We start from the raw sequence: 25482 nt of genomic DNA on the forward strand, positions 1-25482 counted from the left end.
GCCGATGCCCCGGACGACCCCCGACGAGATTCCTTCCGTTCTCGGACTGCTCCCCGACACGGTCGTGGCCAAGTACCTCTCCCAGGACGTGCGAACCGGGCAAAATACGCCTCCGCAGGTCGCCCTGCGCAAGGCCGCAACCCTGTTCCCACCGTCCGAGGCACACCGGCACACGGCTCCCCTGCGGCACCTGCTGGAGGAGGCGATGCGACGCTTCGACCACCAGCACACCGCCGCCGACGCCTGGCTCGCCCCCCGCCTGCACGCCACCCTCCGTCTGACCAGGGCCGAGGCCGCCGACAGCCGGCTGTGGAACTACCTCGCCCTACTGATCGCTCCGGACTACGTGGTCTGGCGGCACCGGGGCAGCGAAGCCACAGCCACCTCCCGCTTCAGCGGCGCGCATTACACCCAGGCGTTCTCCCGCCTGTGGTGGGCGGCGGAACTCTTCCGCGACGGCGCCGACTACCGCCCGGTGGAGACGGCCTGCCGTGTGCAGGACGTCCTGAACACCACGCTACGGCTGGACGTCATCGACCACCGCCCGACCGCCCTGGCGATCGTCAGGATCCTCGACCGGCTGATCGCCGACGCCACCCCGCGCCTGGGTGATCACGTCAACGCGCTGTCGTCCGCCGTCAACACCGCGGGCAGCACGCTCGTCTACGACGTCCTGGCACCCGACGGTGGGGGAGACGGCGAAGCGGTCTCGGACTGGATCGCCCAGGCCCAGGACGCTCCGGCGGTTCCCTTCGAGCGGCTGCCGGACGGACCCGACGACGGACGCGTGAGCGCGGACTCCGTGGACGTCCTCGTCGCGTTGTTTGACAAGCTCCTGGCGGAGGCGCCCAGGAGGCAGCGCCCCACCCGCCGGCAAACGGACATCGACGTCGGCTCGTAGCAGCCGAACGATGCCGCCGCGACAGAAGATGATCAATCCGCTGCGGCCGGCGCCGCTGCGTGGCCGGGCGACGGGGATGGGGTCCACGCCTCCAGACGCTTCCAAATTTCCCGGGTGGGTGGCTCGAGTCCGAGAGCGGCACTGAGGATGTGCACACCCAGCCGTGGCGGGATGGCGTTGCCGATCTGCTGGGCGATATTACCGCCCCGCCACGGGTACGCCCGCGGGAACGACTGGAGTTGGCCCGCCTCCGCATGGGTGAAGCGGCCGATGTCCCGGCCGTCCCGGGTCTGTAGCCGGTTCCGGGAGATCTTTCCCGTCACCGTCGCCGACGGTGTCGTTGCATCTCGCCGACCGCGCGCTTTGGGATCACCGCCGGTCCCGTAGTTCGATACGACCACGAAGTGGTCCTTGCGCCCCAGCGCCGTCCTCATCGACACCCACGGCTCGAGCTCCGGGGCGCCTACGGACGACGCAACCCCCTTGCGGTAGCGGCGGTGGGTGGGGGCGGGAAAACGTGGGCGTTCGTCGCGACGGGCCAAAAGGACGGCACGGCGGCGGGTCTGCGGCACGCCGTACTCTTCGGTGTGCAGCACGAAGGCGCGCGGAGAGGGCTTGGCCGGCCGGCGGGCACGGATGACCTCGCCCAGGAGAAGCTGGCCATCCTCGTCCGGCTCCGCCGCCTCGACCCGAGGGAACCGGTAGCCGATCCGCTCCAGGACTTCACCCATCGCCTCCCAGACGGGAAGTACGGCGGGCACCTGCTCCAGGACGATGGCCTCGTACGGCCGGCCTCGGAAATGGGCCTCCAGCGCCCACTTCAGCGGCTGCAGAACCAGGGCGGTCCGCTCGTCGTCGAAGCCCTCGGCCTTCTTGATGACAAGGTCGAGGTCGCTGACGTCCTCTGCCTTGCCCAGATCGTCCACCAACGACAGGACACGATCGAGCGCCCGGCGCCCGGCGCCCGAGCCCGCCACGGTGAAGGTCTGGCACGGTGGCCCGCCCGCCAGCACGGTGGCTTCGCGAACTTCCTCGCTGTTCGGTCCGTAGTCACGGACATCACCGTGCACGGTGAGCAGCCGGGCGGCCTTCCGCGTCTGGTAGGCGTCGCCGTCCCACTCGATGCCGATGGCGTCCTGCTCGAGGATCTTGGCGGCCATGTCCAGACCTCCGGGCCCCGCGAACAAGTCCACAATACGCAAAGGTGCAGATGAAGACGGTTGAGGCTGCGCGGCGGTCATGATGTGGAAGTGTATAGCGACCGCGGCGGGTGGCGGAGCCGCGCCCGCCTATTGCCCCAGGAGCGCAGCTCGGATCGACAGCCCCAAAGCCTCGGCGAGCGGAGGCGGAGTGGCGTTGCCCACCTGCCGGTAGCGGGCGGTCTTGCGCCCCATGATCTTCCAGTCCTCCGGAAAGCCCTGCAGCAGAGCGACCTGCTCCACGGTGAGCGGCATCATGCCCTTGCGACCCAACTCGGGATCCCAGTGAAAGTCCGGCCCCGGCACGGCGTCCGCGATCGTGCCCCCGTCCACGCCCATGCGCGCCCACGCCCGCTTGGAACCCGTCATGCCGAGATCGGGGCCACCACGGTCCCACGACCCCCCGACGATGGTCGGGGCCAGGCGGTCGGCCTGCGCAGCCCACTGGGTCGCGCCCTGCCACCCGCCACCGGCCATTGACTCACCCAATGCCATCCCCACCGTGAGCGGTGGGTCGAGCAGGCGCTCGGGGAGACGAAAGCGGCCCAGGCCGTCGCCCTTGAACGCCACGAGTACGCCCTCGGCCCGGTCCTGCGGCACACCGTAATCGGCGGCGTTGAGGACGAACCAGGTGTTCTCGTAGCCCAAATGTCGCAATTCCTCGGCCACGAAATCACGCAACGGCGCGTACGCCTCCTTGGTCACCACGTCCGGCACGTTCTCCAGCAGTAGAGCCCGCGGCTGCACCCCGTAGATCAACTCGATCGCAGCCCTGAACAGGCCCAGTTCCACGTCACTGCCCCGGGTGCGGTTGACCGCCGCGGTTCCCTTGACCCGCGGAAGACCGCCGGCGAGGAGATCGACGTCGTACACCTGCCGCTCTTCCGCGGGGTCGAATGCGACCAGGTCTATGTCTCGTACATCCCATTCGGGACGATTTGCGCGCAATGTTTCGCAGGCCACAGGCCGGTTGTCCAAGAGCAGTACCGGGTCGAAACCCGCACGTTCAAGGCCGAGGGCAAGGCCACCGGCACCGGCACAGATCTGAAGGGAACGCAGGCGAGGAAGCAGGCGGTCGGTCGGGTGCTGCTCCCGCGGCTTCTCGACGTCGTCGCGTCCTGCCATCGTCATGGCCTGTGCACCTCTTCTGACCAGCTTGGGGATCTTGGTGGACCCTGCCGAGACTAGCCCGGCACCCCTGGCGGCTGCGCGGGCCTGGACCCCATTGATCCGACGCGGTCAGCCAAGCGCCGCTGCGCAAGGACGTTGCCACAGTCGAGGCCGGCTTGGCCGCCGGCGCTCGCCTCCTCGCCCACGGCATCGGTGAGGGCCCCATCACGCTGTGGCGGCTGCGGTCATTGCGTGGCTGCTTTCCCATCCTTGTCGACGGGAGCGAGGAAGGAGCTGGGGGCGCCGTGGCAGGAGACGAGCAAGTCCTCTCGGGCGCGTGTGCAGGCCACGAACAGCAGACTCAGCTCGGTAGCGATGTCCTCCTGGTGCTGTTGCGGGTCCACCTCGACGGGGGTGATCGCGGCACGCATCGGCACCGTGCCCTCGCTTACGCCCAGAACAGCGACGCAGCGGAACTCCAGCCCCTTCATCCGGTGCATCGTTGCGATACGCACGCCGGGTCCGGGTGCGGAGTTGCCCAGGACATGGGTGGACAACCCGGCCTGCTCCAAAGCGGTGGCCACGTCCCGGCCCAGCTGGATGAAGCGTACGGCCACACCGATGTCCTCGGGGGCCACTCCCGAGGCCGTCCACTTTGCGATCCGGGCGACGGCCGCAGTGATTTCCTCGGCCTTGGAACGGTGCGGTGCGAAGGTGGGGCGGCGCCCGTGGAGAGTGGAGCGATGGTCGGTCAGCGAGTCGCCGTCGCCGAGGGCGACGGAAGTACCGGTGAGCAGGGATGAGGACCAGTCGAGGATCTCGTGCGTGGTCCGGTAGTTGATGCGCAACCGGTGGGATCGTCCGGTGATCGAGATGCCCAGGGAGCGCAGCGACACCTTGTTGCCGTAGATGCGCTGGTGGGCATCGCCTGCGATGAACAGATCGTCGCGCCCTTCGGCGACGAGGGCGCGCAAGAACCGCCACTGGGCCGGGTGCAGATCCTGTGCCTCGTCCACGATCACGTGACGGAACGGTCGTTCGGCCGATTCGGCCAGGCGGCTCGTCGCTTCCGCGCAGATCTGTAGAAAGGTGCGCTCACCGGATTGGTCCAGCTGCTGCTGAAAAGCCTCGACGGCGCGCCACACCTGCAGACGCCGGATGGGCGGCAGGGCCGTGCCGCGTCCGTGGCGGGCGGTCTTGAGGTACGCCTCCGGGGTGCGCACGTCCTGAGCCAGGACGACATGCCGCCACTCCTGGTCCAGGAAGACCTCGGCGAAGTCCAGGTTCAGCCGGCGCGCGATGCGCGCCCAGCGGGCCTTGAGCTCTTTGTGGTCGGAGACCACCTTGATCGGGCGGCCACCCTGCGTGCCGCGCACGATGTCGTACGCGAGCGCATCCACGTTGATCACGGTGATCTTCGCCCGAAGACGTTCGTCCGAGATCAGCAGTGTCAGGGAACGTTCCAGTTCGGTCGCCAGCGCCCGGGTGTAGGTGGTGAGCAGGATGCTGCCGTCCGGTGCGTCGGCCGGCAGTCGCCGGGCCAGGTACCAGGCGCGGTGCAGTGCCACCACCGTTTTGCCCGTGCCCGGGCCGCCGGTGACCTGCGCGGGACCGCGATAGGAGTCCTGATGGGCGATCCGGTACTGGCTGGGGTGCAGGAACACTCGCCAGGCGTCGAACGGCCGCTCCAGGATTTCCCGCAGCTCCTCCGTGCCCGACACCAGGGCAACGCGGCCGCGCGCGTGGACCATGGCCGTATCCAAAGGGTCGGCCTGCTGCTCGGTCACGTCTCGCGCTGCCGCCGCATATACCTGCACCACCTCGCGGTCCACGGCTTCGGGGGACATTCCGCTGGCCAATCCCAGCAGGACGTCGTACTGCTGCTCGGGAAGGACCCGATGCAGGGCCTCCAGGTGAGCCTCGTCGGGGATGAGCCGAACGATGGGGATGATCTCCGGGTCCACGCCGAGGCTGCGCAGCACCTTCTCCGGGTATGCCGTCTCCGGGAACAGCCGTGTCGACTCCTGCCGACTCACCGCCCAGAGTTCGGTGGTCGCCCGCTCCAGAGCGACATCGTCGCGGATCTCGATGCCCTGGCTCGCCGCGTTCACGGACGCGCGATGGTTGGCTGCCCAATGGTTGGCCTTGTCGTGCGGCAATACCTTCAGCAGCAGGTAGCCGTCGCCCTGATCGGACTTGAGCACGACACCGCGCCAGAAGCCGGTGATCCGGATCGTCCGCAACCGCGGATCACGCTGATGCGTCAGCTTCTCCAGATGGAGCCCGGCGTGCGTGGCGGCGGCGAACTTCTCGAAGACCTCGAAGACGCGTTTTTGCACGTGCTTCTCGAGTCCCGCGAACTCCATGAGGAAGTCGCGGTGTATACCCAGCCGCGCCATGACGCCATGCACCCCCACTGTCTGCCGACACCAGTGGCGATCACTGTACTGACCACGGAGATCAACGAGCCCGCGGAGGGCCGCATCGACACACCGCGACGCGAGGGCTCGGCGTCACGCCGTCGGATTCAGGTCATCGGCCCGTCTGCCGCCACAGGTGTTCCATGCGTGTGTAGGCCAGTCCGCGACCGAAGTTCTCGATGTTGTCCGCCACGTTGAGGATCAGGCAGGAGTCCTTGCCTCCGTTGAGCTCACCCCGCAGGCCTCGGCCGATCATCTGGATGTAGGTGTTGGGGCTGAAGGTCGGGCGGGCGACCACGACGGCACGGACGGCCGGGGCGTCGAATCCTTGCGTCAGTACCTTGTAGTTGGTCAGGACTCTGATCCTGTTGTCCTTGAACGCGGCGATGCGGCGTCGTCTGATGCTCGGTGGCGTCCGTCCGTCGATCGAGGCTGCTGTGATGCCGCGATCCTGCAGGAGCGCGGCGAGGACCTGGGCGTGCTCCACCGACGTGGCGAAGACCAGGACCGGCCAATCGCTGGGGAGATTCTCGATCCTGTCCACGATGCGCCGGGTGCGTTCCACGTCTTTGGCGAGGTCGCTGACCACGTCGGCCGGCAGGGTCATCGAGTGTGTGCTGCGCACCTCGGCCACCTGCTGGGGGGACAGCACGTAGGAGCCACCGAGGAGTTCCTCGTGGCGGACGTCGGCCAGCACCTTCAACGACTGCAGGTGACGATGGGGGTCGTCGTTGTCGAACACGCCGTAGTCCAGACGCTTGTGCCCGAAGCGGGAGGCCAGAGTCCGTGTCTCGTCGTCGCTGTCTCCCCGGAACGCTGTGGCCGTCAGCCCGATCAGGTGGCGTGAGGTCTTGTACTGGTCGATGCCGAGGGCGTCGAGGATGCGGGTATAGGTCTTCGGCACGGCGAAGTGGGCCTCATCCACGATGACCAGGGCGCAAGCGCGTAGCCAGGCGTAGTCCTCCTTGGGCAGCCGCTTCACAGCGGTGTCGTCGATGGCGACCACCACCTGCGGCCCGTCGGAGACGGGAACGGCGTCGGGGATGCCGCCCCACAAGCGGGTGATGCGCAGCGGCTTGTTCGTCCCCTCGCTCTGCCAGACGTAGGCCCAGGTCTCGATGGCTTGTTCCGCCAACTCCTGGCTCTGCGAGATCCACAGGATCGGTCCGTTGAGGAGGCCATCGCGCAACGCCCGCACTCCTGCCTCGGCGGCGATCCGGGTTTTGCCCGATCCGGTGGGGATCTGCAGCATGGCCCGCTTCTCCTCGTTCTGGGCGAGGTGATCGTACATGCGCTCGACCAGGGCTTCCTGATAGGCGTGCAACTTCAGCGGTTTCCGGGGGCCCGGCACCGTCTCGTACGGCTTGGGGTTGCCGGGGGTCTGAGGATCACCGGCCCAGGACTCCGGGAAGCCGTACGTGCGCACGAAACGCCGTGCGGAAGGACCGCCGGTCCAGATCTGCGGCACATCGAAACCCGCCTCGGTGAGCGCTGGAGCCAGAACGCGCAGGACGTCCTCTCCATGAGCGGCGAGCAGCAGTTGTGCCGCGCGCAGCCCGTCGATCGGGCGCTGCCGTAGTCTCGCGTCGGCGAGTGCCAGCCCCGGCGGCAGTTCGGCCGTCAGGCGGTTGTCGCCAAGGGCGAGCAGGAACTTGTGGGCGAGATCGACCTCCTGACGGACCGCCTGCAACTTCTTGTCGTCCCGGTCCCGGGCTTGTTGACGGAGCAGGCTCCGGCATCCTTCTGCCCCCAGCCGCAGACCGAGGAGCCGGTCCACGGCCTGCAGGGTCGCCTCCTCGTCGTGCTCTCCGCACAGCACCACCGTGAGCCCGTCGAGCGTCTCGGTGAGCATCTGCTCGCGTCGTCCCTCGGGACCACGAATGACCCTCGCCAGTTCCGAGCAGTGCGCCAGACTCCACGCTGCCCCCCGTGCGAGTACTTGTCGCAGCCGTGGATAGACGTCTGTCAGCGGGACCGGCGCCGTCAGCGGGACGTAGTGAATCTCCTCCACCAGAAGGTCGGAAGGAGCGCGGAAGCGGAGCCGGTCGATCAAGAGCTGCGCATCGTCCTCGGTGGCGACCAAGAGGGCCGGCACGCGCTCACGAAGCAGGACCTCGTACTGATCCTCGTCGAAGGTGACGGCGATACTTTCGCCGTGGTGCATCGTCCAGTCCTCGCCCACCTGGCAACGGAACAGGCGCGTCCCGTCGCCGAGCGTGCCAGAGGGGGCCGAATCGGCGAGGAAGGCGTAGGCAGCTCCCACGAAGGAGGCGTCCGTTCCAGCGTCCGCGCGCTGGGCCAGTTCGCTCCACAATGCTGCGGGCACGTCCTGCAGCGTGGAGGGCAGCCGCAGCGCACGCGCGTAGGCGGTGGCGATGTCGGCGACCGGCAGGAAGCGGTCATCGACCGCCAACTCGCTGCTTACCGCGGCGTTCGGCCGCCTCGCGCCGATCGAGGTGCAGAGCATGCCCTTTTGACGGAGCATCCAGACCAGGGGCGACTCGACGCGTAGATCACCACCTTGACCTGTGGTCCGAATGCACCTCCAGTCGGGCACGATCCCGGGGTCGGGCAGTTCCCGCGTGAAGGCCGCCCGTCCCTCCTGGGAGAGCTCCGGCAGCAGGTGCAGGGGGCCGGCGGTGTCCTGGCCGACCAGGCTCACCGAGGAGGGGCGAGGACGAGAGACCTGGGGCGGCAGGGTGGCGCAGAACTGGTGGTACATGACGCTGCCGTAGTCGCTGAACCAGGCATCAAGGCGAGGGTTCATGCGCAGTGCCGGACGATCCATGGCGCCGAGAGCCTTGAGCATGTCGGTGTCGGCCGCGTGGAAGACGGGGTCGATGAGCAGCGCGGCGTCACGCCGTCCGTCCTGGGGCACGACCGGCCCGGCCAGGATGCAATCGTGGACGAGACGGAACTGACCGGTGGCGGTGCGTACCTTGAGTACCCGCTTCGGTTCGTCCAGGCGGTCCTTGACCGTCGAGACCATCTCGTCGCAGTCGACTGTACGTGCCAGAGCCCAGAAGTCCTCCCAGTCGTTGTTCCGGTACCGGGCGAACCCTGATGCGACGGCGGCCCGAAGTCGACCGACCGCGTTGGCCTCCTCCACCCCCAAGACCTGCAGTGCGTGCAGCATCTCGGGGTCCTGCGCGATCGCGTCGTGCAGGTACCGCGTGGTTTCGTCGGGAAGCCGGACACCGTCATGCCGGCGGAAGACCTTGCCTTCGGAAGGCGAACGGAAGTCGCCCCGCTCGGTGAGCAGTACCCGGGCGGTCCGGGCCTCGGTCGCTTGAAGCTGGCTTCCTGTTTCGACGATGGAGGCGGCCAGGGTCAGCGCGCATTTGGCTCCGTTCACGCTGCGATCCGCGACGAGTGCCTCCAGCCACGTACGCAGCGAGGATGTTGCCACGTCGGCCTGGTGGAGGATGTCCCGCGTCCTCGATCGCCTCTCGCGGCTTTCCACAGTGTGGTGGCACCAGTTCTTGGGACGACCCGGGTGGGTCGCCCATTGTTCGAGCCAGGCCGGCGCGAGATTCTCCGGGTGCAACTGCAGGTCTGTGGGTAGGCGCAGGGACCCGTCCTGGTCGGGAAGGGAAGGCCGGTGGGCTGCCGCCCGCAGTACCTTCTGGCTCAGTATCTCGTCGCCCCACTGCGAGGCCTCCCGGCCACGCGCCGTCAGCAGGGTGAGGTAGGACCCGGGATCCTTCTCCTCGATCAGATCCGGGATGGAGTCGACCACGAGCTCCGCCGCCCTGGTCACCAACTCCTCGTTGAAATCGCTCTTGGTGAGGTTCTGCCGATCCTCGGGGGTCTTCCACGGTGCGTTGAGGATGCCGGTCAGGGTCGTGTCGTAATGGGTGGGGAAGTAGGCCCAGAAGGTCCCGCGCTTGCCACGCTGTGGAACGCCCTTGTCGGGGACTGCCCAGGAGATGGTGACGACAGGCCGTTCGTGGAGTTCTCCCGCTGTCCGTGCGGCGGTCGGGCTGGGTTCGTGGTCCACGCTGAAGACGAACCAGCGCTCGCTGCTGTGACGGACATCGTTGCGATGCTCCACGACTTGGTGCTCGACGCCGCGAGTCTCCTGCGTGATCTCCCGTCGCAGTCCGTGGCCCGCACGGGTGTCCTCCAGGACAAGGCGGTTCACGTGAGGGGAGAAGAGCATGAAGTGCGCGGGAAAGTTCCTCAGGTCCCGACCCAGTCGGTCGTCGGCGCCGGGATGCAGCGGGAGCACCACCGTCGTCGAGGCCCACCCCATCAGTTCGTCGAGAAGTTCGTCACTTCGACGCTCCGAGTCCAGATCCAGTGGCTGGGCCATCCGTAGCACCGGGGTGGGATCCGACGCCAGCAGGTCCGGGAGCGTCTCCCTGATGACGCGGGCCGACCACTCCTTGTCGAAGCCGAACGACCCGGTCCTGCTGTAGAAACGAGGCGTGTCGGACACGCTCAGCACCGACTTGACACCGACTCCGAAGCGACCGATCTTTCCGGTCCGTTTCCGGGACACGGCCATGCGCAGAATCGTGTCGGTACCGGCCGGTGTCATCGGTGCGCCGGTGTTGGCGCAGTAAAGGTGGTCGGCAGTGAGGAGCACGTGGATCGTGCCCACGACTCCAGGCGTGCGTTCCATGTTCTCGTCCGCGCCGTTTTGGACGAGCTCGTAAATCTGCCGCTCTCCGTAGCCCCCCTGAGTGATACGTCGCTCGTTGTTCGCGTGCTCCAAGACGTGACCAGGATCCGCTCGGTAGACGTTCAAGACCCGCTGCGACAGGTCCTGAACCACCCTCACGACATCGTCCGCATCCGATACGGGAAGAGACTTCGACATGGAACGCATCCCCCAGGCTCCTGCGGAAATAACCTCCCGCGGGCCATTGGGCTATCCAACAGAAGGCTGGGCTCGACAAAGGAAAGACGTTGCTTCCGATGTAGTGACACAGTGCGATGATCTTGCGGCCGAAGTCCCGTACTGCGGCCGTGGCGACTTGGCTGCCCGTTGGATCATAGCCCAATACACCAGCCGTAGATCATGATCTCGCGTCGCATCGCTGGACACTTCAGCCGGCGCGGGCCGGTGTCCAGCCTCGGTTGGGTTGAGGCGGCCGCCAGTCCGATGCTGCCCTTTTTGGGTTGCTGCTCCAGCACGACCCATAGTTTTTTGACCGGGCTCGCCTCCACTTGGTAAAGCGGCGGTGTGCGGCCGACCCGGACGGGCCGAGGCCCGGCAGTGGCTGTCTCCAGGTCAGCCGGTCGTGACCACGAACACGATCGCCGCCGGCTCAGAGATCAAGCCAGTTGAGACGATCTCCAAGGTCGTTCAACGTGATCTCGACGTCTCGGCACGCACCATCCGCACGGCACCCTCTGGCGTGGCTCGACCTTCCGGCCGGACGGCACGTGCCCGCAGCGCGAAGAGGGTGTCGCTCCGGGATACGGCTCCAGCGGTCACAAGCCGACCGAGCGTATCGTCGCGAGGCGCCACTTGTTCCGCTACTGGCCCGGCGGGAGCTCCCTCGGATGCCGGATGACAACTCGAAGAACTCAGCGATTGCAGTGGGTGCCCGTGGTGTCGGGTTGCCTGAGCGCAAATATCGTCCCAGGCAACCCGACTTCAGGCTCTAGAAGAACCCGAGCTTCTTCGGCGAGTACGACACCAGAAGATTCTTGGTCTGCTGGTAGTGCTCCAGCATCATCTTGTGGTTCTCCCTGCCGATGCCCGACTGCTTGTAGCCGCCGAAGGCGGCGTGTGCGGGGTAGGCGTGGTAGCAGTTCGTCCACACGCGTCCCGCCTGGACGGCGCGGCCCGCGCGGTAGGCGGTGTTCATGTCGCGGGTCCACACACCGGCGCCGAGGCCGTACAGGGTGTCGTTGGCGGTCTTGATCGCGTCGTCGAAGTCGTCGAAGGACGTGACCGACACGACCGGGCCGAAGATCTCCTCCTGGAAGATCCGCATGCGGTTGTGGCCCTCGAAGATCGTCGGCTGGACGTAATAGCCGCCCTTCAACTCGCCGTCGTGCTCGATCCGTTCGCCGCCGGTGAGCACCTTGGCGCCCTCCTGCCTGCCGATGTCCAGGTAGGAGAGGATCTTCTCCAACTGGTCGTTGGAGGCCTGAGCGCCGATCATCGTGTCGGTGTCCAGGGGGTGGCCCGGCACGATCAGCTCGGTGCGGGCGACGGCCGCCTCCATGAACTCGGCGTAGTTGCCACGCTGGACGAGCGCACGGGACGGACAGGTGCAGACCTCGCCCTGGTTGAGCGCGAACATCGTGAAGCCCTCGAGCGCCTTGTCACGGAAGTCGTCGTCCTGCGCCCAGACGTCGTCGAAGAAGATGTTCGGCGACTTGCCGCCCAGCTCCAGCGTGACCGGTTTGATGTTCTCGGAGGCGTACTGCATGATCAGCCGCCCGGTGGTGGTCTCCCCGGTGAACGCCACCTTCGCCACCCGGGGGCTCGACGCCAGCGGTTTGCCCGCCTCCGCGCCGAAGCCGTTGACGACGTTCAGGACGCCGGGCGGCAGCAGGTCCGCCACCAGGCTCAGCCAGTAGTGGATCGAGGCGGGGGTCTGCTCCGCGGGCTTCAGGACCACCGCGTTTCCGGCGGCGAGGGCGGGGGCGAGCTTCCAGGCCGCCATCAGGATCGGGAAGTTCCACGGGATGATCTGCGCCACGACCCCCAGCGGCTCGTGGAAGTGGTACGCCACGGTGTCGTCGTCGACCTCGCCGAGCGACCCCTCCTGGGCCCGGATCGCGCCCGCGAAGTAGCGGAAGTGGTCGATGGCGAGCGGGATGTCCGCCGCCAGTGTCTCGCGCACCGGCTTGCCGTTCTCCCAGCTCTCGGCGACCGCCAGGCGCTCCAGGTTCGCCTCCATGCGGTCGGCGATCTTCAGCAGGATGCCGGATCGCTCGGTCACCGACGTACGGCCCCAGCCCGGAGCGGCCTCGTGTGCGGCGTCGAGCGCCCGCTCGACGTCGTCCGCGGTGCCGCGCGCGATCTCGGTGAACGGCAGGCCGTTCACCGGGGACGGGTTCTCGAAGTACTGCCCCCGCGCGGGCGGCACGTACTCCCCGCCGATGAAGTGGTCGTAGCGCGACTGGTAGGAGACGATCGCGCCCTCGGTGCCGGGCGCCGCGTAACGGGTCATCCTGAGTGCCTCCCTCGACGAGCGCTGCCCGCCGTTGGACAGCGCTGCGCGTGAGGCTAGGAAGCGGGACGTTGCAGTGACGTTGCGTGCGCCCTCGTCACCGTCCGGTCGCCCGGCTCGCCGCTCGCGGGCGGACGCTCACCATGTGTCCGCCGCCGTCAGCTCGGACTCCAGCGCCGCGAGCCGGGAGCCGGTCGCGGCCGTGGGCCGGACCGCCGCGAGTGCGCGCCACACGTCGAGATCGTCCTCCCCCCAGGGCGCGTGCGCCCAGTCGGCCAGCAGGTCGGGATCGCCACAGGAGATCAGCGCCGCCCGCAGACCGTCGGCGAGCCGGCGCCTGAGCCGTGCCACCGCCGGAGCCTGGGACCCCGGCAGCAGGGGACCGGCGTACGCCGTGGCGGCCGCCGTGACCGCACCGGCCCGCAGACGGCGTTCGACGACGGTGGCGTCGGACTCGACGGGCATCGTGAGCCGGTAGGGGCGGGAGGCCAGCCGGCCGGGCCCCAGGATGCCGCGCAGCCGGGCCATTTCGGCCCGCAGGGTCACCGGCGTCACCGTTTCGTCCTCGTACAGCGCACACAGCAATTCGTCGCCGGTGAGGCCCTCCGGGTGGTGGGCCAGCAGCACGACGATCTCGCTGTGCCGCCGACTCAGCCGGATCCGGCGGCCCTCCGCGCTCAGCAGGGCCTCGTCGCGGCCCAGCACGGTCAGCTCGGCGGACTCGGTCCCGGACCGCTCGGGGGTGAGCAGCGCCAACTGCGACTCCGCGGCACGTGCCACGGCCTGTACGAAACCCAGGCTGTGCGGATGGGCCAGGCCGTCCCCGCCGGTGATGTCCACGGCTCCGAGCACTCGCCCGGTGCGCGGATCGTGCACTGGGGCGGCGGCGCAGGTCCAGGGCTGGACCTGGCGTATGAAGTGCTCGGCGGCGAATACCTGCACCGGTCGGCCGACGGCAACGGCCGTGCCCGGAGCGTTCGTGCCGACGGCCGACTCCGCCCAGCGGGCCCCGGGTACGAAGTTCATCCGTCCCGCCCGGCGCCGGGTGGCCGGATGACCCTCCACCCACAACAGCCTGCCGTGCGCGTCGCACACCGCGAGCAGGTGCTCGCCGTCGGAGGCGAACGTCCCCAACAGCTCCCGGACCAGCGGCATCACCCGCGCCAGCGGATGTTCGGACCGGTAGGCGCCGAGGTCGCCGTCCGTCAGCTCCACGCTCGCGGTGCCGTCCGGGCCGACACCCGCCCGGACGGATCGTCTCCACGAATCCGCCACCACGGCCCGCACGGGGCGCGGCACCGTCCCCGCCTCGGTGAACGTGTCGTGGGCGCGACGCAGTGTGCGCGCACGCTCCACGGGATCGGCCCCCGGTTCCAGAGCCAGCCATGAATCGGTCAACTCGGCCTCCCCGGACGGTGTTGCGGTTTGGGACATCGTGACTCCGCGGGTACGCGCGGACAACCACTTCGGCCGGCCGGATCACCCGAACGCGGCGTTCCGGGGGAACGGGACGAAGGGCGGTGAGCGGTCAGGCGAAGTTGACCAGTCTGATGTAGCGGGTCCAGTCCCAGAAGGGGCCCGGATCCGTGTGGTCGCTGCCGGGCACCTCGTGGTGCGCGATGATGTGCGCGCGGTCCTTGGGGATGCCGTACGCGGTGCAGATCGCCGCGGTGAGCCGGGCCGACTGCTCGTACAGGGCGTCGGTGAAGTACTCGGGCCGGTCCACCCACCCCTCGTGTTCGATCCCGATGCTGCGGGTGTTGTAGTCCCAGTTGCCCGCGTGCCAGGCGATGTCCGCCTCCCGGACACACTGCGCCACGTGCCCGTCGGAGGACCGGACCACATAGTGCGCGGACACTTGTCTCTCCGGATCACGGAAGATCGACAGGGTGTCGGCGTACGTCTCCTGTGTCACGTGGACGACCACGTAGTCGAGGGGATAGGCCGTGGGGCGGCTCGACCGGCTGTAGTTGGACGCGCTCGCCGGCTGCCACTCGGCGGAGAGGTAGTCGGCGGCACGGACCTGTGCGGCGGCCCGTGTACCGGAGAGCAGGGTGTAGGGGACCGCGGCCAGCGCGGCGCCCTTCAGGAGCCGCCGCCTGGTGGGAACGGGTGCTGTCCTTTCCCTGTCCATGGGGATTGCCCTTTCGTCGGTGGGCTCTGGGCCCGGTGGGGGGTGAGTGCTCAGCTGTTCGACATGACGGAGCGACATGGCTGCGGAGCGGAACGCCGACGCGGACGTCCGAGCGCCCCCAGGGCGAGGTGCGTCCGCGTGAATCACCGTACGGGGAGCGGGGGTTGCGCAGTAGAGCGCCGCGCCGTTCCGTGGACAGCCACCGCCTTGTGGACACCGCCCTCACTCGTTCGAGTGAACGGGGTGGGGGCAGGACAGGCGAGGCCCGGCCGCCGGGCGCTTCGAGGAACCACCCTTCGGGGCGGGGCCGTCGTCGCCGCAGCGGGCGCGACATTGGTCGCCACAGCGGTCGCCGCTTCGCGTGGCGGGCGTGTGGTGTGGTGCCCGCGGCCGTGCCGTTGTCGCCGGCCGCGGGGCGTGATGGGTGTCAGGCCCGCTCGGCCACCGCGCCCGGGTCGTCCAGGACGGCCCGCACCACGGAGTGCGCGGCGCCGAGCAGGGGTCCCTGCGGACCCAGTTCCGACACGGCGACCGGGCAGGCGGGGCCCGCCGTGCGCCCGGCGAGTTCCTCGCGCAGCGACGGCACCATCCAGGGCGCGAGTCCGGCGAGGGCGCCGCCCAGCACCACTCCCTCGGGGTCCAGCAGGTTGACCGCACCGGTAAGGGCGATGCCGAGCGCCGTGCCCGCCTCGCGCAGGGCACGGCGTACGTCCTCGTCGCCCTCGGTGGCACGCCCGGCGAGCAGCCCGACCCGGTCCTCCCCGGGCTCCACACCCGCCGCGCGCAGTACCGCCTTCTCACCGGCGTACTGCTCCAGGCACCCCCGCCCGCCGCACGGGCACTCCGGACCGTCGGGACGGACCGGCACATGGCCGAGCTCACCGGCGAACCCGCGGGTACCGCGCAGCAGCCGGCCGTCGAACACGACGGCCGCACCGATGCCGATCTCGGCCGAGACGTGCAGGAAGTCCCGGGGAGTGCCGTCACCGAGCCACAGCTCGGCGAGCGCACCGAAGTTGGCTTCGTTGTCCACGGTCAGCGGCAGATCCGCGGGCAGCAGCGCGCCGAGGTCCGCGTCGTGCCAGTCCAGGTTCGGCGCGCGTACCACGGTCCGGCCGTCGCGTGCCACGAGACCCGGCACGGCGACGGCGAGTCCCGCCGGCCACAGGCCCTCGGTCTCCGCCTCGGAGACGACCTGTCCCACCAGGCCGGTGAGCTGCTCGACCACCGGCTCCGGGGAACGGCCCCGGTTGCTTCCGTACCGCACGGCACGCGCGCGTACCCGCCCGCGCAGGTCGACCGCGCAGACGGCGAGGTGGTCGACGCCGACCTCCGCCCCGATACCGGCCGGGCCCTGCCCGCTGACGGCGAGTGCGGACCCGGGCCGTCCCACGCGGCCGGGGCGCTCCGGTCCCAGTTCCTCCAGCAGGCCCGAGCGAATGAGTTCGTCCACGAGGGTGGACACCGCGGCTCGCGTCAGACCGATCCGTGAGGCGACGGCGGCCCGGGACAGCGGGCCCTCGGCGCTGACGGTGTGCATCACCCGTGCGAGATTGCGACGGCGCATTCCCTGCTGGGTGTCCGGCAGCGGGCGCCCGGGGCGGGCCGGGTGGGCTTCGTGCGGCGGTGCGGTCATGCCTCCGTCAATCCTCGGTCTGTCGTCGCTCGGTCCGGGTCCCGCACCGCGGCCCTGCTGGAGCGGGGCGCGGGCGACACCCGGGAACGGAACCTCGCCGGTGACCACTGGTCGTGGCCAGGGTGCCGGCCGGCCGACGGCGGGACGCGCCGGTCGTGGTGCCGCCTCGTCCGCGATCCGGGCGCGCCCTCTTCCCGCGGTGTCCGGCCGGGACGGTTCGCGCTGTCGGTCGGCGGCACCTCGCGGCGCGAGCGCGTCCTCAGTGGGAGGTCGCGTCCCGTTCCAGCAGTGGTGCCGCGTCGGAGAGTACCCCGGTGATCCGGTTCAGCGTCGCCTCGTCCCGTTCCACCGCGTCGAGCACCGGCCCGGCGGCCGTGTTCCAGCGTCGGGCGACCGCGGCCGCGTCCTCGCCGGTCAGCAGACCGGCCGCCTGTGCCGCGGCGCCGAGCGCGACCAGCTCCCTCGCCTCCGGGATCTGGACCGGGCGCCCCGACAGTCGCCGTACCGTCTGCTGCCAGGCCGAACCCCGGGCGCCGCCGCCGATCAGCAGCAGCGGTGCGGACGGGTCCGCGTCGGCGTCGAGGACCAGGTCGAGCGCGCCGAGCAACGAGTGGACGGCGCCGTCGTACGCGGCCTGGAGCAGCTGGCCGGCGGTCGTGTCGTGGCGCAGCCCGTGCAGGAGGCCGGACGAGTGCGGGAGGTTCGGGGTGCGCTCGCCGTCCAGGAAGGGCAGGAAAGTGGCGTCGGTGCCCGGCTCGACGGCTTCCCGGTCCAGGTGCAGCAGGGCCGCCACGCGGTCGACGGCGAGCGTGCAGTTCAGGGTGCAGGCCAGCGGCAGCCAGTCGCCGCGCGCGTCGGCGAAGCCCGCCACGGTCCCGGTCGGGTCGGCGGGCCGGCGCTGCGAGACGGCGTACACCGTCCCCGACGTGCCGAGGCTCATCACCGGTACGCCGGGGCGCAGCCCGAGCCCCAGTGCGGCGGCCGCGTTGTCCCCGGTGCCGGCGGCGACCAGGGTTCCCTTGGAGAACGGCAGGCCGTGGCCGTCGCGCACGGTCCCGGCCACTTCACCGGGCCGTACCACCCGGGGCAGCAACGCCGGATCGAGCCCCACGCGCGCGAGGATCCCCTCGTCGTACTCCTCCGTGCCCGATGCCCACCACCCGGTGCCGGACACGTCGCCGCGGTCGGTGGTCCCCTCGCCGGTGAGGCGCTCGGTGAGGTAGTCGTGGGGGAGGCGCACGGCCTTGACCGCGCGCGCCGCCTCCGGCTCGTGCTCGGCCAGCCAGGCCCACTTGGTGACCGTGAAGGAGGCGCTGGGCACGCTCCCCGTGCGCTCCGCCCAGGCCTTGGCCCCGCCCAGTTCGTCGATCAGGCGGCGGGCCTGCGGGGCCGAGCGCACGTCGTTCCACAACAGGGCGGGGCGCACCGGCTCGCCCTGGCCGTCCAGCGTGACCAGCCCGTGCTGCTGCCCGCCGATGGACACCGCGGCGGCCTCGTGGGCGGCCTCGCCGCACTGGTTCAGGGCCTCGCCCAGCGCGTCCCACCACTCGCGGGGATCGCTCTCCCGGCCCGCGCCGGAGGACACGGTGTGGGGCGCCTGGCCGCTCGCGACGACCCGGCCGGTGGCCGCGTCGACGACCAGGGCCTTGGTGGACTGGGTGGACGTGTCCACGCCGACGACGAGCGGACCCTCGGCTGCTGACATCGGGCTTCTCCCTCTTCCGCGGGTGCTCGGACCCGGACTCACTCCTTCGGGGACACCTTGTCCCTTCCCAGGACCGTGTGTGCATACTAATTTGTAAAGCGCCATGACGAAATAGTCGGCAGCGATTGATCGGCAGCGAGTGAGGAGCCGCGGAATGAACTACCAGCCCACTCCCGAGGACAGGTTCACGTTCGGTTTGTGGACGGTCGGCTGGCAGGGCCGTGACCCGTTCGGTGACGCCACCCGGCAGGCCCTGGACCCCGCCGAGTCGGTGCGGCGTCTGTCCGAGCTGGGGGCGTACGGCGTCACGTTCCACGACGACGACCTGATCCCCTTCGGGTCGAGCGACACGGAGCGGGAGTCGCACATCAAGCGGTTCCGGCAGGCGCTGGACGCGACCGGCATGAAGGTGCCGATGGCGACCACGAACCTGTTCACGCACCCGGTCTTCAAGGACGGCGCCTTCACGGCCAACGACCGGGACGTGCGCCGTTACGCCCTGCGCAAGACGATCCGCAACATCGACCTCGCGGTCGAACTGGGCGCGAGCGTCTACGTGGCCTGGGGCGGCCGGGAGGGCGCGGAGTCCGGCGCGGCCAAGGACGTGCGGGACGCGCTCGACCGGATGAAGGAGGCCTTCGACCTGCTGGGCGAGTACGTCACCGAGCAGGGCTACGACCTCAAGTTCGCGATCGAGCCGAAGCCGAACGAGCCGCGCGGTGACATCCTGCTCCCCACGGTGGGACACGCCCTGGCGTTCATCGAGCGCCTCGAGCGGCCGGAGCTGTACGGCGTGAACCCGGAGGTCGGCCACGAGCAGATGGCCGGTCTCAACTTCCCCCACGGGATCGCCCAAGCGCTGTGGGCGGGCAAGCTCTTCCACATCGACCTCAACGGCCAGTCGGGCATCAAGTACGACCAGGACCTGAGGTTCGGCGCGGGCGATCTGCGGGCCGCGTTCTGGCTCGTCGACCTGCTGGAGCGGGCCGGGTACGCGGGCCCGCGGCACTTCGACTTCAAGCCGCCGCGGACCGAGGACCTCGACGGCGTGTGGGCGTCCGCGGCCGGCTGCATGCGCAACTACCTGATCCTCAAGGACAGGGCGGCCGCCTTCCGCGCCGACCCGCAGGTGCAGGAGGCCCTGGCCGCGTCCCGGCTGGACGAACTGGCCCGCCCGACCGCCGAGGACGGCCTCGCCGCCCTGCTGGCCGACCGGAGTGCCTACGACACCTTCGACGTGGACGCGGCCGCCGCGCGCGGCATGGCCTTCGAGCGCCTCGACCAGCTCGCCATGGACCACCTGCTCGGCGCCCGCTGACCGGGCCGGTCCCGATACGCACGCTCCGGCCCCCTCCCTCGTGGACGGGGCCGGAGCTCGTGCGGGGCGTCAACAGCGTCCCGAACCGGGCCCGTCGGACGGGACCGGAAAGAGGCGAAGAGAGATGACGAGGAGGCAAGAGGAAGAGGCAAGGCGAGGCGGGGCAGGCCTGCATCGGACAGGCCGGGACACGGGGCGGTACAGGTCGGGACGGGGGCGTCAGGGCTCGTCCCCCGTGGCGAGGGCCGCCGAGGCGAGGGCCGTGGCCGGGTCCTGGGTCGCTCCGCCGACGGGGACCCATCGGCCGCCCTCCCTGCGGTACGGCCACCAGCGCCCCTCCCGGTCCAGGCGGAGCTGGTGCGGCGCGCCGACGACGGTCCAGCGGTTGGCCCGCACCCGCAACGAGGGCCGCTCGTCCTCCTCCCAGGCCGACTCCAGTGCCGCACGCGCGCGTGCGAGCGTGTCGCCCGCCACCGCCCACTCTTCCTCGAGCACGTACAGAGCGGCCGCGCCGCCGAGGCGCCACGCGTGTACGGCCTCGGCCAGCTCCTCCCGTGTGCGCCCGGAGCCCTCGCCGAGACGGTCCAGCGCGTCCGGCCCGGGATCTCCCGCGGCTAGGCGCACCGCGTCCTGCGCCACGGTCGGCTCCGGGCCCACGGCCTGCCGGTCGTGCCCGCTCCGCAGGGTTTCGGCGAGCAGGCGGTGAGCTTCCGCCGCCGTCCGGGAGGCCAGGAAGGCCAGGCCGGCCGGGTCGATGCCGGGCGGGGGCGCCGCCTCGGTCTCCAGGGACGGTGGCGCACCGGGACCTTCCCGGAGGCCGGGCGGCGCGGGCAGCGGAGGCAGCAACTGGCCCGTCGCGTACGCTTCGGCGGCGTCCACGCCCTCGGTCAGGGAAGCCGCTTCCTCCGCGGGTGGGGAGCCGTGTGTCTGGAGGGCGTCGAGAACGGCGCTCTCCGTCCGCCCCCGCATCAACAGCAGCACGAAGGGGTCCTGGTCCAGCAGTCTGGCGACCTGGTAGCAGAGCGCGGCGGTGTGACCGCAGTGGTCCCAGGCGCCGCAGTCGCACTCCGGTTCCAGGTCTCCCATGCCCGGCAGCAGGTCGATGCCCGCGGCCGCGGCGTCCTCCAACAGATGCGGCGGCATGTCGCGGTCCAGCAGTGCCGCGACATGCCCGGACCGCTCGATCGCCATGTCGACGAAGCGATCCCACTGTGCGTCCGAGAGCCGTTCCAGCAGCACGTCGGCCCGATGCGCCGTACGGTCCCGGTCCTGGACGACCGCGGTGATGCGTCCCGGCCGAGCCGAAACCGCGCCGACCGCTCCCGCACGGGCGAGGCGGCGGCCCGTCTTCACCTGCGCCGTGTCCATGGCGGCGTCCTCCAGCGCCTTCAGCCAGGCGCGGCCCCACCAGGTCTGCGCGAAGCCACGTCCCTGCGCGGGCGGCAGCGCGACGAACGTTCGTTCCGCGTCGTTGTCGTACCGGGTCATCGCGTACCCCCTCGCAGCTCGACCAGGTCGGCCAGTTCCGCGTCCGTCAGTTCCGTGAGCGCCACCTCGCCCGTGCCCAGAACGGCGTCGGCGAGTTCCTTCTTGCGGTTCAGCAGCGCGGCGATGCGGTCCTCGATGGTCCCCTCGGCGACCAACCGGTGCACCTGCACGGGGCGGGTCTGCCCGATGCGGTGGGCGCGGTCGGTGGCCTGTGCCTCGACGGCCGGGTTCCACCAGCGGTCGTAGTGCACGACGTGCTCCGCGCGCGTGAGGTTCAGCCCTGTGCCCGCCGCCTTCAGAGACAGCAGGAAGACCGGGACCTCGCCGTCCTGGAACCGCCGCACCAGCGAATCCCGCGCCGTGACGGAGGTGCCGCCGTGCAGGAACAGCGACGACACGCCCCGCGCGGCCAGATGCTGCTCGAGGAGCCGCGCCATCTGCACGTACTGGGTGAAGACCAGCACGCTCGCCTCCTCGGCGAGGATCGTGTCGAGCAGTTCGTCCAGCAGCTCAAGCTTTCCGGACCGGCCGGCGATCTTCGGCCGTTCCTCCTTGAGGAACTGTGCCGGGTGGTTGCAGATCTGCTTGAGGCTTGTCAGCAGTTTCACGATCATGCCGCGCCGCGCCATGTGGTCGGCCCCGGCGATGTCCGCGAGCGCCTCGCGCACCACCGCCTCGTACAGGCCCGTCTGCTCCGTGGTCAGCGAGACAGGATGGTCGGTCTCGGTCTTGGGCGGCAGCTCCGGCGCGATTCCGGGGTCGGACTTGCGGCGCCGCAGCAGGAAGGGCCTTACGAGCCGGGCCAGTCGCTCCGCCGCGGCGGGGTCCTGCCCGCCCTCGACGGCCTGGGCGTAGTGCCGGCGGAAGGTGCCGAGGCGGCCCAGCAGCCCCGGGGTGGCCCAGTCGAGCACGGCCCAGAGTTCCGAGAGGTTGTTCTCCACAGGTGTGCCGGTGAGCGCCACGCGCGCGCGTGCGCCGATGGAGCGCAGTTGCCGCGCGGTTTCGGAGTAGGGGTTCTTCACGTGCTGCGCCTCGTCCGCCACGACCATGCCCCACGGCACGGCGGAGAGCCGGTCGGCGTCCAGACGCATGGTGCCGTAGGTGGTCAGCACGAACTCGCCGTCCGCCAGGTCGTCGAGGTCGCGGCGGGCGCCGTGGAAGCGGCGCACCGGCGTGCCGGGCGCGAACCGCTCGATCTCCCGCTGCCAGTTGCCCATCAGGGAGGTCGGGCAGACCACCAGGGTGGGACCGGCGGCGTCCGCGTCCGCCTGCCGGTGCAGATGCAGGGCGATGAGGGTGATGGTCTTCCCGAGCCCCATGTCGTCGGCGAGACAGCAGCCGAGTCCCAGGGACGTCATGCGCACCAGCCAGCCGAGGCCCCGTCGCTGGTAGTCGCGCAGCGTGGCGTCGAGGGCGGCGGGCTGCGCCACGGCCTCCTGCGCCTCGGGGTCGGCGAGGCGCTCCCGCAGGGTCGCCAGCCATCCCGTCGGGCGCACCTCCACGCGCCGTCCGTCTACCTCCGTCGAGCCGGTCAGGGCAGCGGTGAGCGCGTCGACCGGCGTGACCTTGTGGTCCTGCCGGGCACGGGCGCGGTGGGCCTCCTCGGGGTCGACGAGCACCCACTGGTCGCGCAGGCGCACCACGGGGCGGTTGGCCTCTGCGAGCAGGTCCAGCTCCTCGCGCGTGAGCCCCTTGCCGCCCAGGGCGACGGTCCAGTTGAAGGCGAGCAGCGCGTCGGCCGACAGGAGCGAGCGGCCGGCCTCGGACACGGCGGCCGTGCGCGACGCCGGGTCGCCGTCGAGCGGCCCGACCTCGGCACGCTCCGTCAGGTCGCGGGCCAGTTCCCTCGGCCAGTGCACGTCGACCCCCGCGCCGGCGAGCGCCCGGGAACCGGCTCCGAGAAGCTCCGTGACCTCTTCGTCGGTGAGCTCCACGGCGTCCGGTACGGCCGCCGACAGCAGGGGCGAGAGGGAGGGCCAGGCCCGTGCCGCCCGACGCAGGGACAGCAGGGTGTCCATCCGCGCGCGCGTGCCGAACGCCTCGCCCACGGCGCCGGCCCACACCCGGGCGGTGTCCGCGACGAGCGCGGGATCGCTGACGCTGTGCACCTGGGGCACCACTCGGAACGTCGGCCGGGCGTCCGCGGAAGCCGACGTCGACAGTCCGCGCACCTCGACGCGCAGCGACAGCCGCACGCCGGAGTCGTGTCCGGCGGACACGTCCGTGGCCCACTCACGGAACTCGGGCGACCGCCGGGGCTCCCACGAGGAGTAGGCGGGTCCGGCTGTCAGGAGGGCGGCGGCGGGGGAGCGGGGCAGCGTGTCCGCGACGGCGTCCAGGAAGGACCGCACCAGGAGTTCCGGGTCGGGCAGTCGCAGCGGATGCGTACGCCCCCTCGCGTCGTCCGCCGGGACCGCGTGCGCCTCGGGCGGCATGGCGGCGGCGAGATGGCGGACGCGCTCGGTCCCCTCCGCGTCCAGCGGGCCCGCGCGCCACACGTCGTGGCCGGCCTCCGACAGACCGGGCAGCAGCAGGCCGCGCGCCACGAGGTGCAGGGCCTCGACGGCGACCGCACCCCAGAAGACCGACGCCCGGTGTCCGTCGGCGGCGACCCGAGCCCGTGTGAGCACCGGCAGGGCGGCCCGTACCGGCAACAGCACCGCCGGCACGCTCACCGCGTCCACGCCGTCGCCGTCGGGCACCACGACCGTCAGGCTTTCCGGGGTCGCCGACGTGAGGGTGCCGGGCGCTGCGCCGTCGGGCCGCCAGAACGCGACCGTGCCGGTGCGGCCCGGGTCGCCGGGCAGGAAAACGGCACAGCAGTCGACCAGTGCGGAGATCTCGGAGGGGGTGGGGAAGGCGTTCTGTGCAGCGATGACGTATTCCTCAAATTTGACTAGCCGGGGCGCGGCGGCCGATCGTACCCGATCGCGGAAGTCGTGGGCTGCGACCAGGCTGTGGCATGAGTCACCATTCAGAAGGGGAGGGGTCTCTTCGGTGCCCCTCCGGACCAGGTCGGCGACGAGCTCTCGGGGGCGCGTAGGGGTCGTTCCTCAGGGGGTTCTCAGGGTCGGGGTTCGGAACCGCCGGGAGCGCGGGCCCGTTTTCAGGACAGAGAGCGGCAGTGGCCGAGAAGGAGGCGACACCATGTCGAACAATGCGAAGGTCGCGGCGGGGGGTGTGGCGGCCGGGCTCATCCTGCTCATCTGGCTGCCCTGGTGGGCCGCCCTGCTGATAGTGCTGGGAGTCCCGGCCGCTGCGTACCTCGCCCTGGATCCCTCGCAGCGGCGCAGGCTGCGCCGTGTCTCACGCAAGGAGATAGGCCGTTGAGGCGCTGACGCCGCGCCGTGCCCGGCTCGGTGGGACAGGGAGCGAGTACGTCGTCGCCGGAGGCTCAGCTCGGCCGTACGGCCATCTTGTCGAGTGCGGCCAGGAGTCCGGGCAGCGCCGGACCACGCCCCACCGGCAGCACCTCGCCGGGCTCCTCGTCGAGCAGGATGAACGCGATGTCGTCGGTCCTGGCGACGAGCGACCAGCCGGGGCCGTCCGCTCGCAGTGTCCGTGCGTCCCCCGGTGCGAAGGACGACCGCACCCGGCCGAGCGGCGGCGGCGTGCGGACATAGGCACGCGCTTCCGCGAGAACCCGCCGGACGCCGACGTGCCCGGGGAGCTCCACGCCGGCCCGGTCCTCCGTGGCAGCGGTCGCTTCCTCGGCGTCGGCCGGTACCCCCTCGCCGTCGGCCTGCGCGCCCTCGCCGGTGCTCGCAGCGCCTTCGCCGCCACCGTCGGAGGCATCGGCCGCAGAATCGGTACTGCCGGCCGGCGTCGGGAATTCCGCGTCGTCGATCTGCGCCCGCCACTGTGCCCACTGCAGGGCGATCTCGTCGGCCCCCAGGCGGCGCTGGGCCGGACCCCAGACCGTGGTGTCCGGCGGGCGCAGCGCGGGTCGGTCGGCGGACTCGGGTCCCGGGTCGTGCGGTGCGGGCACGCCGGGTGCCGCCACCGCGACCGCGAGAGGCCAGCCGGGGAGCGCGGTGACGACCGTTCGCTCGTCCGGGGACAGGTCGTACTCCATGCCGCAGTCCCAGGACGCCACGGCCACCGCGACCAGTGAGACGTCGTCGACGACGACGGTCCAGCGGGCGCCGTCACCGTCCTGACCGAGCACGAGGCCGTAGCCGTCGGCCAGCGGTGGGAGACCGAGCGCGGCGCACGCCTCCGGGTAGTCGTCGCCCAGCACACTCGGAAACTTCGCCGGCGTCAGCAGCACCGCCGTGAGCACATAGAGCGCATCGTCCGCGGCGGCGACGGTGTCCTCGTCCGTCCCGGCCATCCCAGCCTCCCCATCGGTTCGTCCAATGGCGGGCACCCTAGTGTGCCCGGGAAGTCCTTGTCACGACTCCCAGACGCACCCGAGCTGCAGCTTTCCGGT

General features: G+C 70.6%; 15 protein-coding genes. 3 read left to right on the forward strand and 12 right to left on the reverse strand.

Annotation, left to right across the window (positions count from 1 at the left end; all coding sequences use genetic code 11):
- The first annotated feature begins 4 nt into the window (after nt 1-4).
- Complete coding sequence (locus D1J63_RS31930) at nt 5-901, forward strand: DUF6339 family protein (protein ID WP_197923418.1); 897 nt, start codon at nt 5-7, stop codon at nt 899-901.
- Nucleotides 902-933: 32 nt separating this feature from the next.
- On the opposite strand, the gene D1J63_RS31935 is transcribed toward D1J63_RS31930, so the two are convergent.
- The 9 genes from D1J63_RS31935 to xylB all read right to left on the reverse strand — a co-directional run bounded on the left by D1J63_RS31935 (nt 934) and on the right by xylB (nt 18244).
- Entirely contained in the window at nt 934-2142 is a 1209-nt protein-coding gene (locus D1J63_RS31935; protein WP_125633681.1) for a DNA cytosine methyltransferase, read from the reverse strand.
- A gap of 48 nt (nt 2143-2190) precedes the next feature.
- Nucleotides 2191-3225: a DNA cytosine methyltransferase gene (locus tag D1J63_RS31940; protein ID WP_125635965.1), complete on the reverse strand. Its 1035-nt coding sequence runs from the start codon at nt 3223-3225 to the stop codon at nt 2191-2193.
- 230 nt (nt 3226-3455) lie between these two features.
- Nucleotides 3456-5609, reverse strand: coding sequence for a UvrD-helicase domain-containing protein (locus tag D1J63_RS31945; protein ID WP_125633683.1), 2154 nt, complete (start codon nt 5607-5609; stop codon nt 3456-3458).
- 133 nt (nt 5610-5742) lie between these two features.
- Entirely contained in the window at nt 5743-10464 is a 4722-nt protein-coding gene (locus D1J63_RS31950; protein WP_125633685.1) for a helicase-related protein, read from the reverse strand.
- Nucleotides 10465-11245: 781 nt separating this feature from the next.
- On the reverse strand, nt 11246-12769 hold the full coding sequence (locus D1J63_RS31955; RefSeq protein WP_125633687.1) for an aldehyde dehydrogenase family protein: 1524 nt from the start codon (nt 12767-12769) through the stop codon (nt 11246-11248).
- A 138-nt stretch (nt 12770-12907) separates the two neighbouring features.
- Nucleotides 12908-14167 (reverse strand): GAF domain-containing protein, encoded by a 1260-nt coding sequence (locus D1J63_RS31960; RefSeq protein ID WP_125635967.1) that lies wholly within the window; start codon nt 14165-14167, stop codon nt 12908-12910.
- Nucleotides 14168-14297: 130 nt separating this feature from the next.
- Nucleotides 14298-14903 carry an N-acetylmuramoyl-L-alanine amidase gene (locus tag D1J63_RS31965; RefSeq protein WP_125633689.1) on the reverse strand — a complete coding sequence of 202 codons (606 nt, stop codon included), beginning with the start codon at nt 14901-14903 and terminating at the stop codon, nt 14298-14300.
- Between the two features lie 427 nt (nt 14904-15330).
- Nucleotides 15331-16539 (reverse strand): ROK family transcriptional regulator, encoded by a 1209-nt coding sequence (locus D1J63_RS31970; RefSeq protein ID WP_125633691.1) that lies wholly within the window; start codon nt 16537-16539, stop codon nt 15331-15333.
- 259 nt (nt 16540-16798) lie between these two features.
- Entirely contained in the window at nt 16799-18244 is a 1446-nt protein-coding gene (gene xylB / locus D1J63_RS31975) for a xylulokinase (protein ID WP_125633693.1), read from the reverse strand.
- Nucleotides 18245-18398: 154 nt separating this feature from the next.
- Between xylB and xylA the strand changes: the two genes are divergently transcribed.
- Nucleotides 18399-19562 (forward strand): xylose isomerase, encoded by a 1164-nt coding sequence (xylA, locus tag D1J63_RS31980; RefSeq protein WP_125633695.1) that lies wholly within the window; start codon nt 18399-18401, stop codon nt 19560-19562.
- A 219-nt stretch (nt 19563-19781) separates the two neighbouring features.
- Here the strand turns inward: xylA and D1J63_RS31985 are convergent, their stop codons facing one another.
- The gene (locus tag D1J63_RS31985; RefSeq protein WP_125633697.1) at nt 19782-21050 is read right to left on the reverse strand and encodes an SWF or SNF family helicase; all 1269 of its coding nucleotides are present in this window, start codon (nt 21048-21050) and stop codon (nt 19782-19784) included.
- Nucleotides 21047-23755: a DEAD/DEAH box helicase gene (locus D1J63_RS31990; RefSeq protein WP_125633699.1), complete on the reverse strand. Its 2709-nt coding sequence runs from the start codon at nt 23753-23755 to the stop codon at nt 21047-21049. Before D1J63_RS31990 ends, D1J63_RS31985 begins: the two co-directional genes overlap by 4 nt.
- Before the next feature lie 442 nt (nt 23756-24197).
- Here D1J63_RS31990 and D1J63_RS31995 point away from each other — a divergent pair, with 442 nt between their 5' ends.
- Nucleotides 24198-24380, forward strand: a complete 183-nt coding sequence (locus tag D1J63_RS31995) for a hypothetical protein (protein ID WP_061446050.1) — start codon at nt 24198-24200, stop codon at nt 24378-24380.
- Nucleotides 24381-24444: 64 nt separating this feature from the next.
- Here D1J63_RS31995 and D1J63_RS32000 read toward each other — a convergent pair whose 3' ends face one another.
- Complete coding sequence (locus tag D1J63_RS32000; protein WP_125633701.1) at nt 24445-25383, reverse strand: hypothetical protein; 939 nt, start codon at nt 25381-25383, stop codon at nt 24445-24447.
- Nucleotides 25384-25482 lie beyond the last annotated feature (99 nt).

It is taken from the genome of Streptomyces sp. KPB2 (assembly GCF_003950055.1).
In the GTDB taxonomy this organism is placed as follows: Bacteria; Actinomycetota; Actinomycetes; order Streptomycetales; family Streptomycetaceae; genus Streptomyces; species Streptomyces salinarius.

Coding starts and splice junctions, on each gene's coding strand:
- D1J63_RS31935 (WP_125633681.1), bottom strand. CDS start 2,142: ATGACCGCCGCGCAGCCTCAACCGTCTTCATCTGCACCTTTGCGTATT.
- D1J63_RS31970 (WP_125633691.1), bottom strand. CDS start 16,539: ATGACCGCACCGCCGCACGAAGCCCACCCGGCCCGCCCCGGGCGCCCG.
- D1J63_RS31950 (WP_125633685.1), bottom strand. CDS start 10,464: ATGCGTTCCATGTCGAAGTCTCTTCCCGTATCGGATGCGGACGATGTC.
- D1J63_RS31940 (WP_125635965.1), bottom strand. CDS start 3,225: ATGGCAGGACGCGACGACGTCGAGAAGCCGCGGGAGCAGCACCCGACC.
- xylA (WP_125633695.1), top strand. CDS start 18,399: ATGAACTACCAGCCCACTCCCGAGGACAGGTTCACGTTCGGTTTGTGG.
- D1J63_RS31930 (WP_197923418.1), top strand. CDS start 5: ATGCCCCGGACGACCCCCGACGAGATTCCTTCCGTTCTCGGACTGCTC.
- D1J63_RS32000 (WP_125633701.1), bottom strand. CDS start 25,383: ATGGCCGGGACGGACGAGGACACCGTCGCCGCCGCGGACGATGCGCTC.
- D1J63_RS31945 (WP_125633683.1), bottom strand. CDS start 5,609: ATGGCGCGGCTGGGTATACACCGCGACTTCCTCATGGAGTTCGCGGGA.
- xylB (WP_125633693.1), bottom strand. CDS start 18,244: ATGTCAGCAGCCGAGGGTCCGCTCGTCGTCGGCGTGGACACGTCCACC.
- D1J63_RS31965 (WP_125633689.1), bottom strand. CDS start 14,903: ATGGACAGGGAAAGGACAGCACCCGTTCCCACCAGGCGGCGGCTCCTG.
- D1J63_RS31995 (WP_061446050.1), top strand. CDS start 24,198: ATGTCGAACAATGCGAAGGTCGCGGCGGGGGGTGTGGCGGCCGGGCTC.
- D1J63_RS31985 (WP_125633697.1), bottom strand. CDS start 21,050: ATGACCCGGTACGACAACGACGCGGAACGAACGTTCGTCGCGCTGCCG.
- D1J63_RS31955 (WP_125633687.1), bottom strand. CDS start 12,769: ATGACCCGTTACGCGGCGCCCGGCACCGAGGGCGCGATCGTCTCCTAC.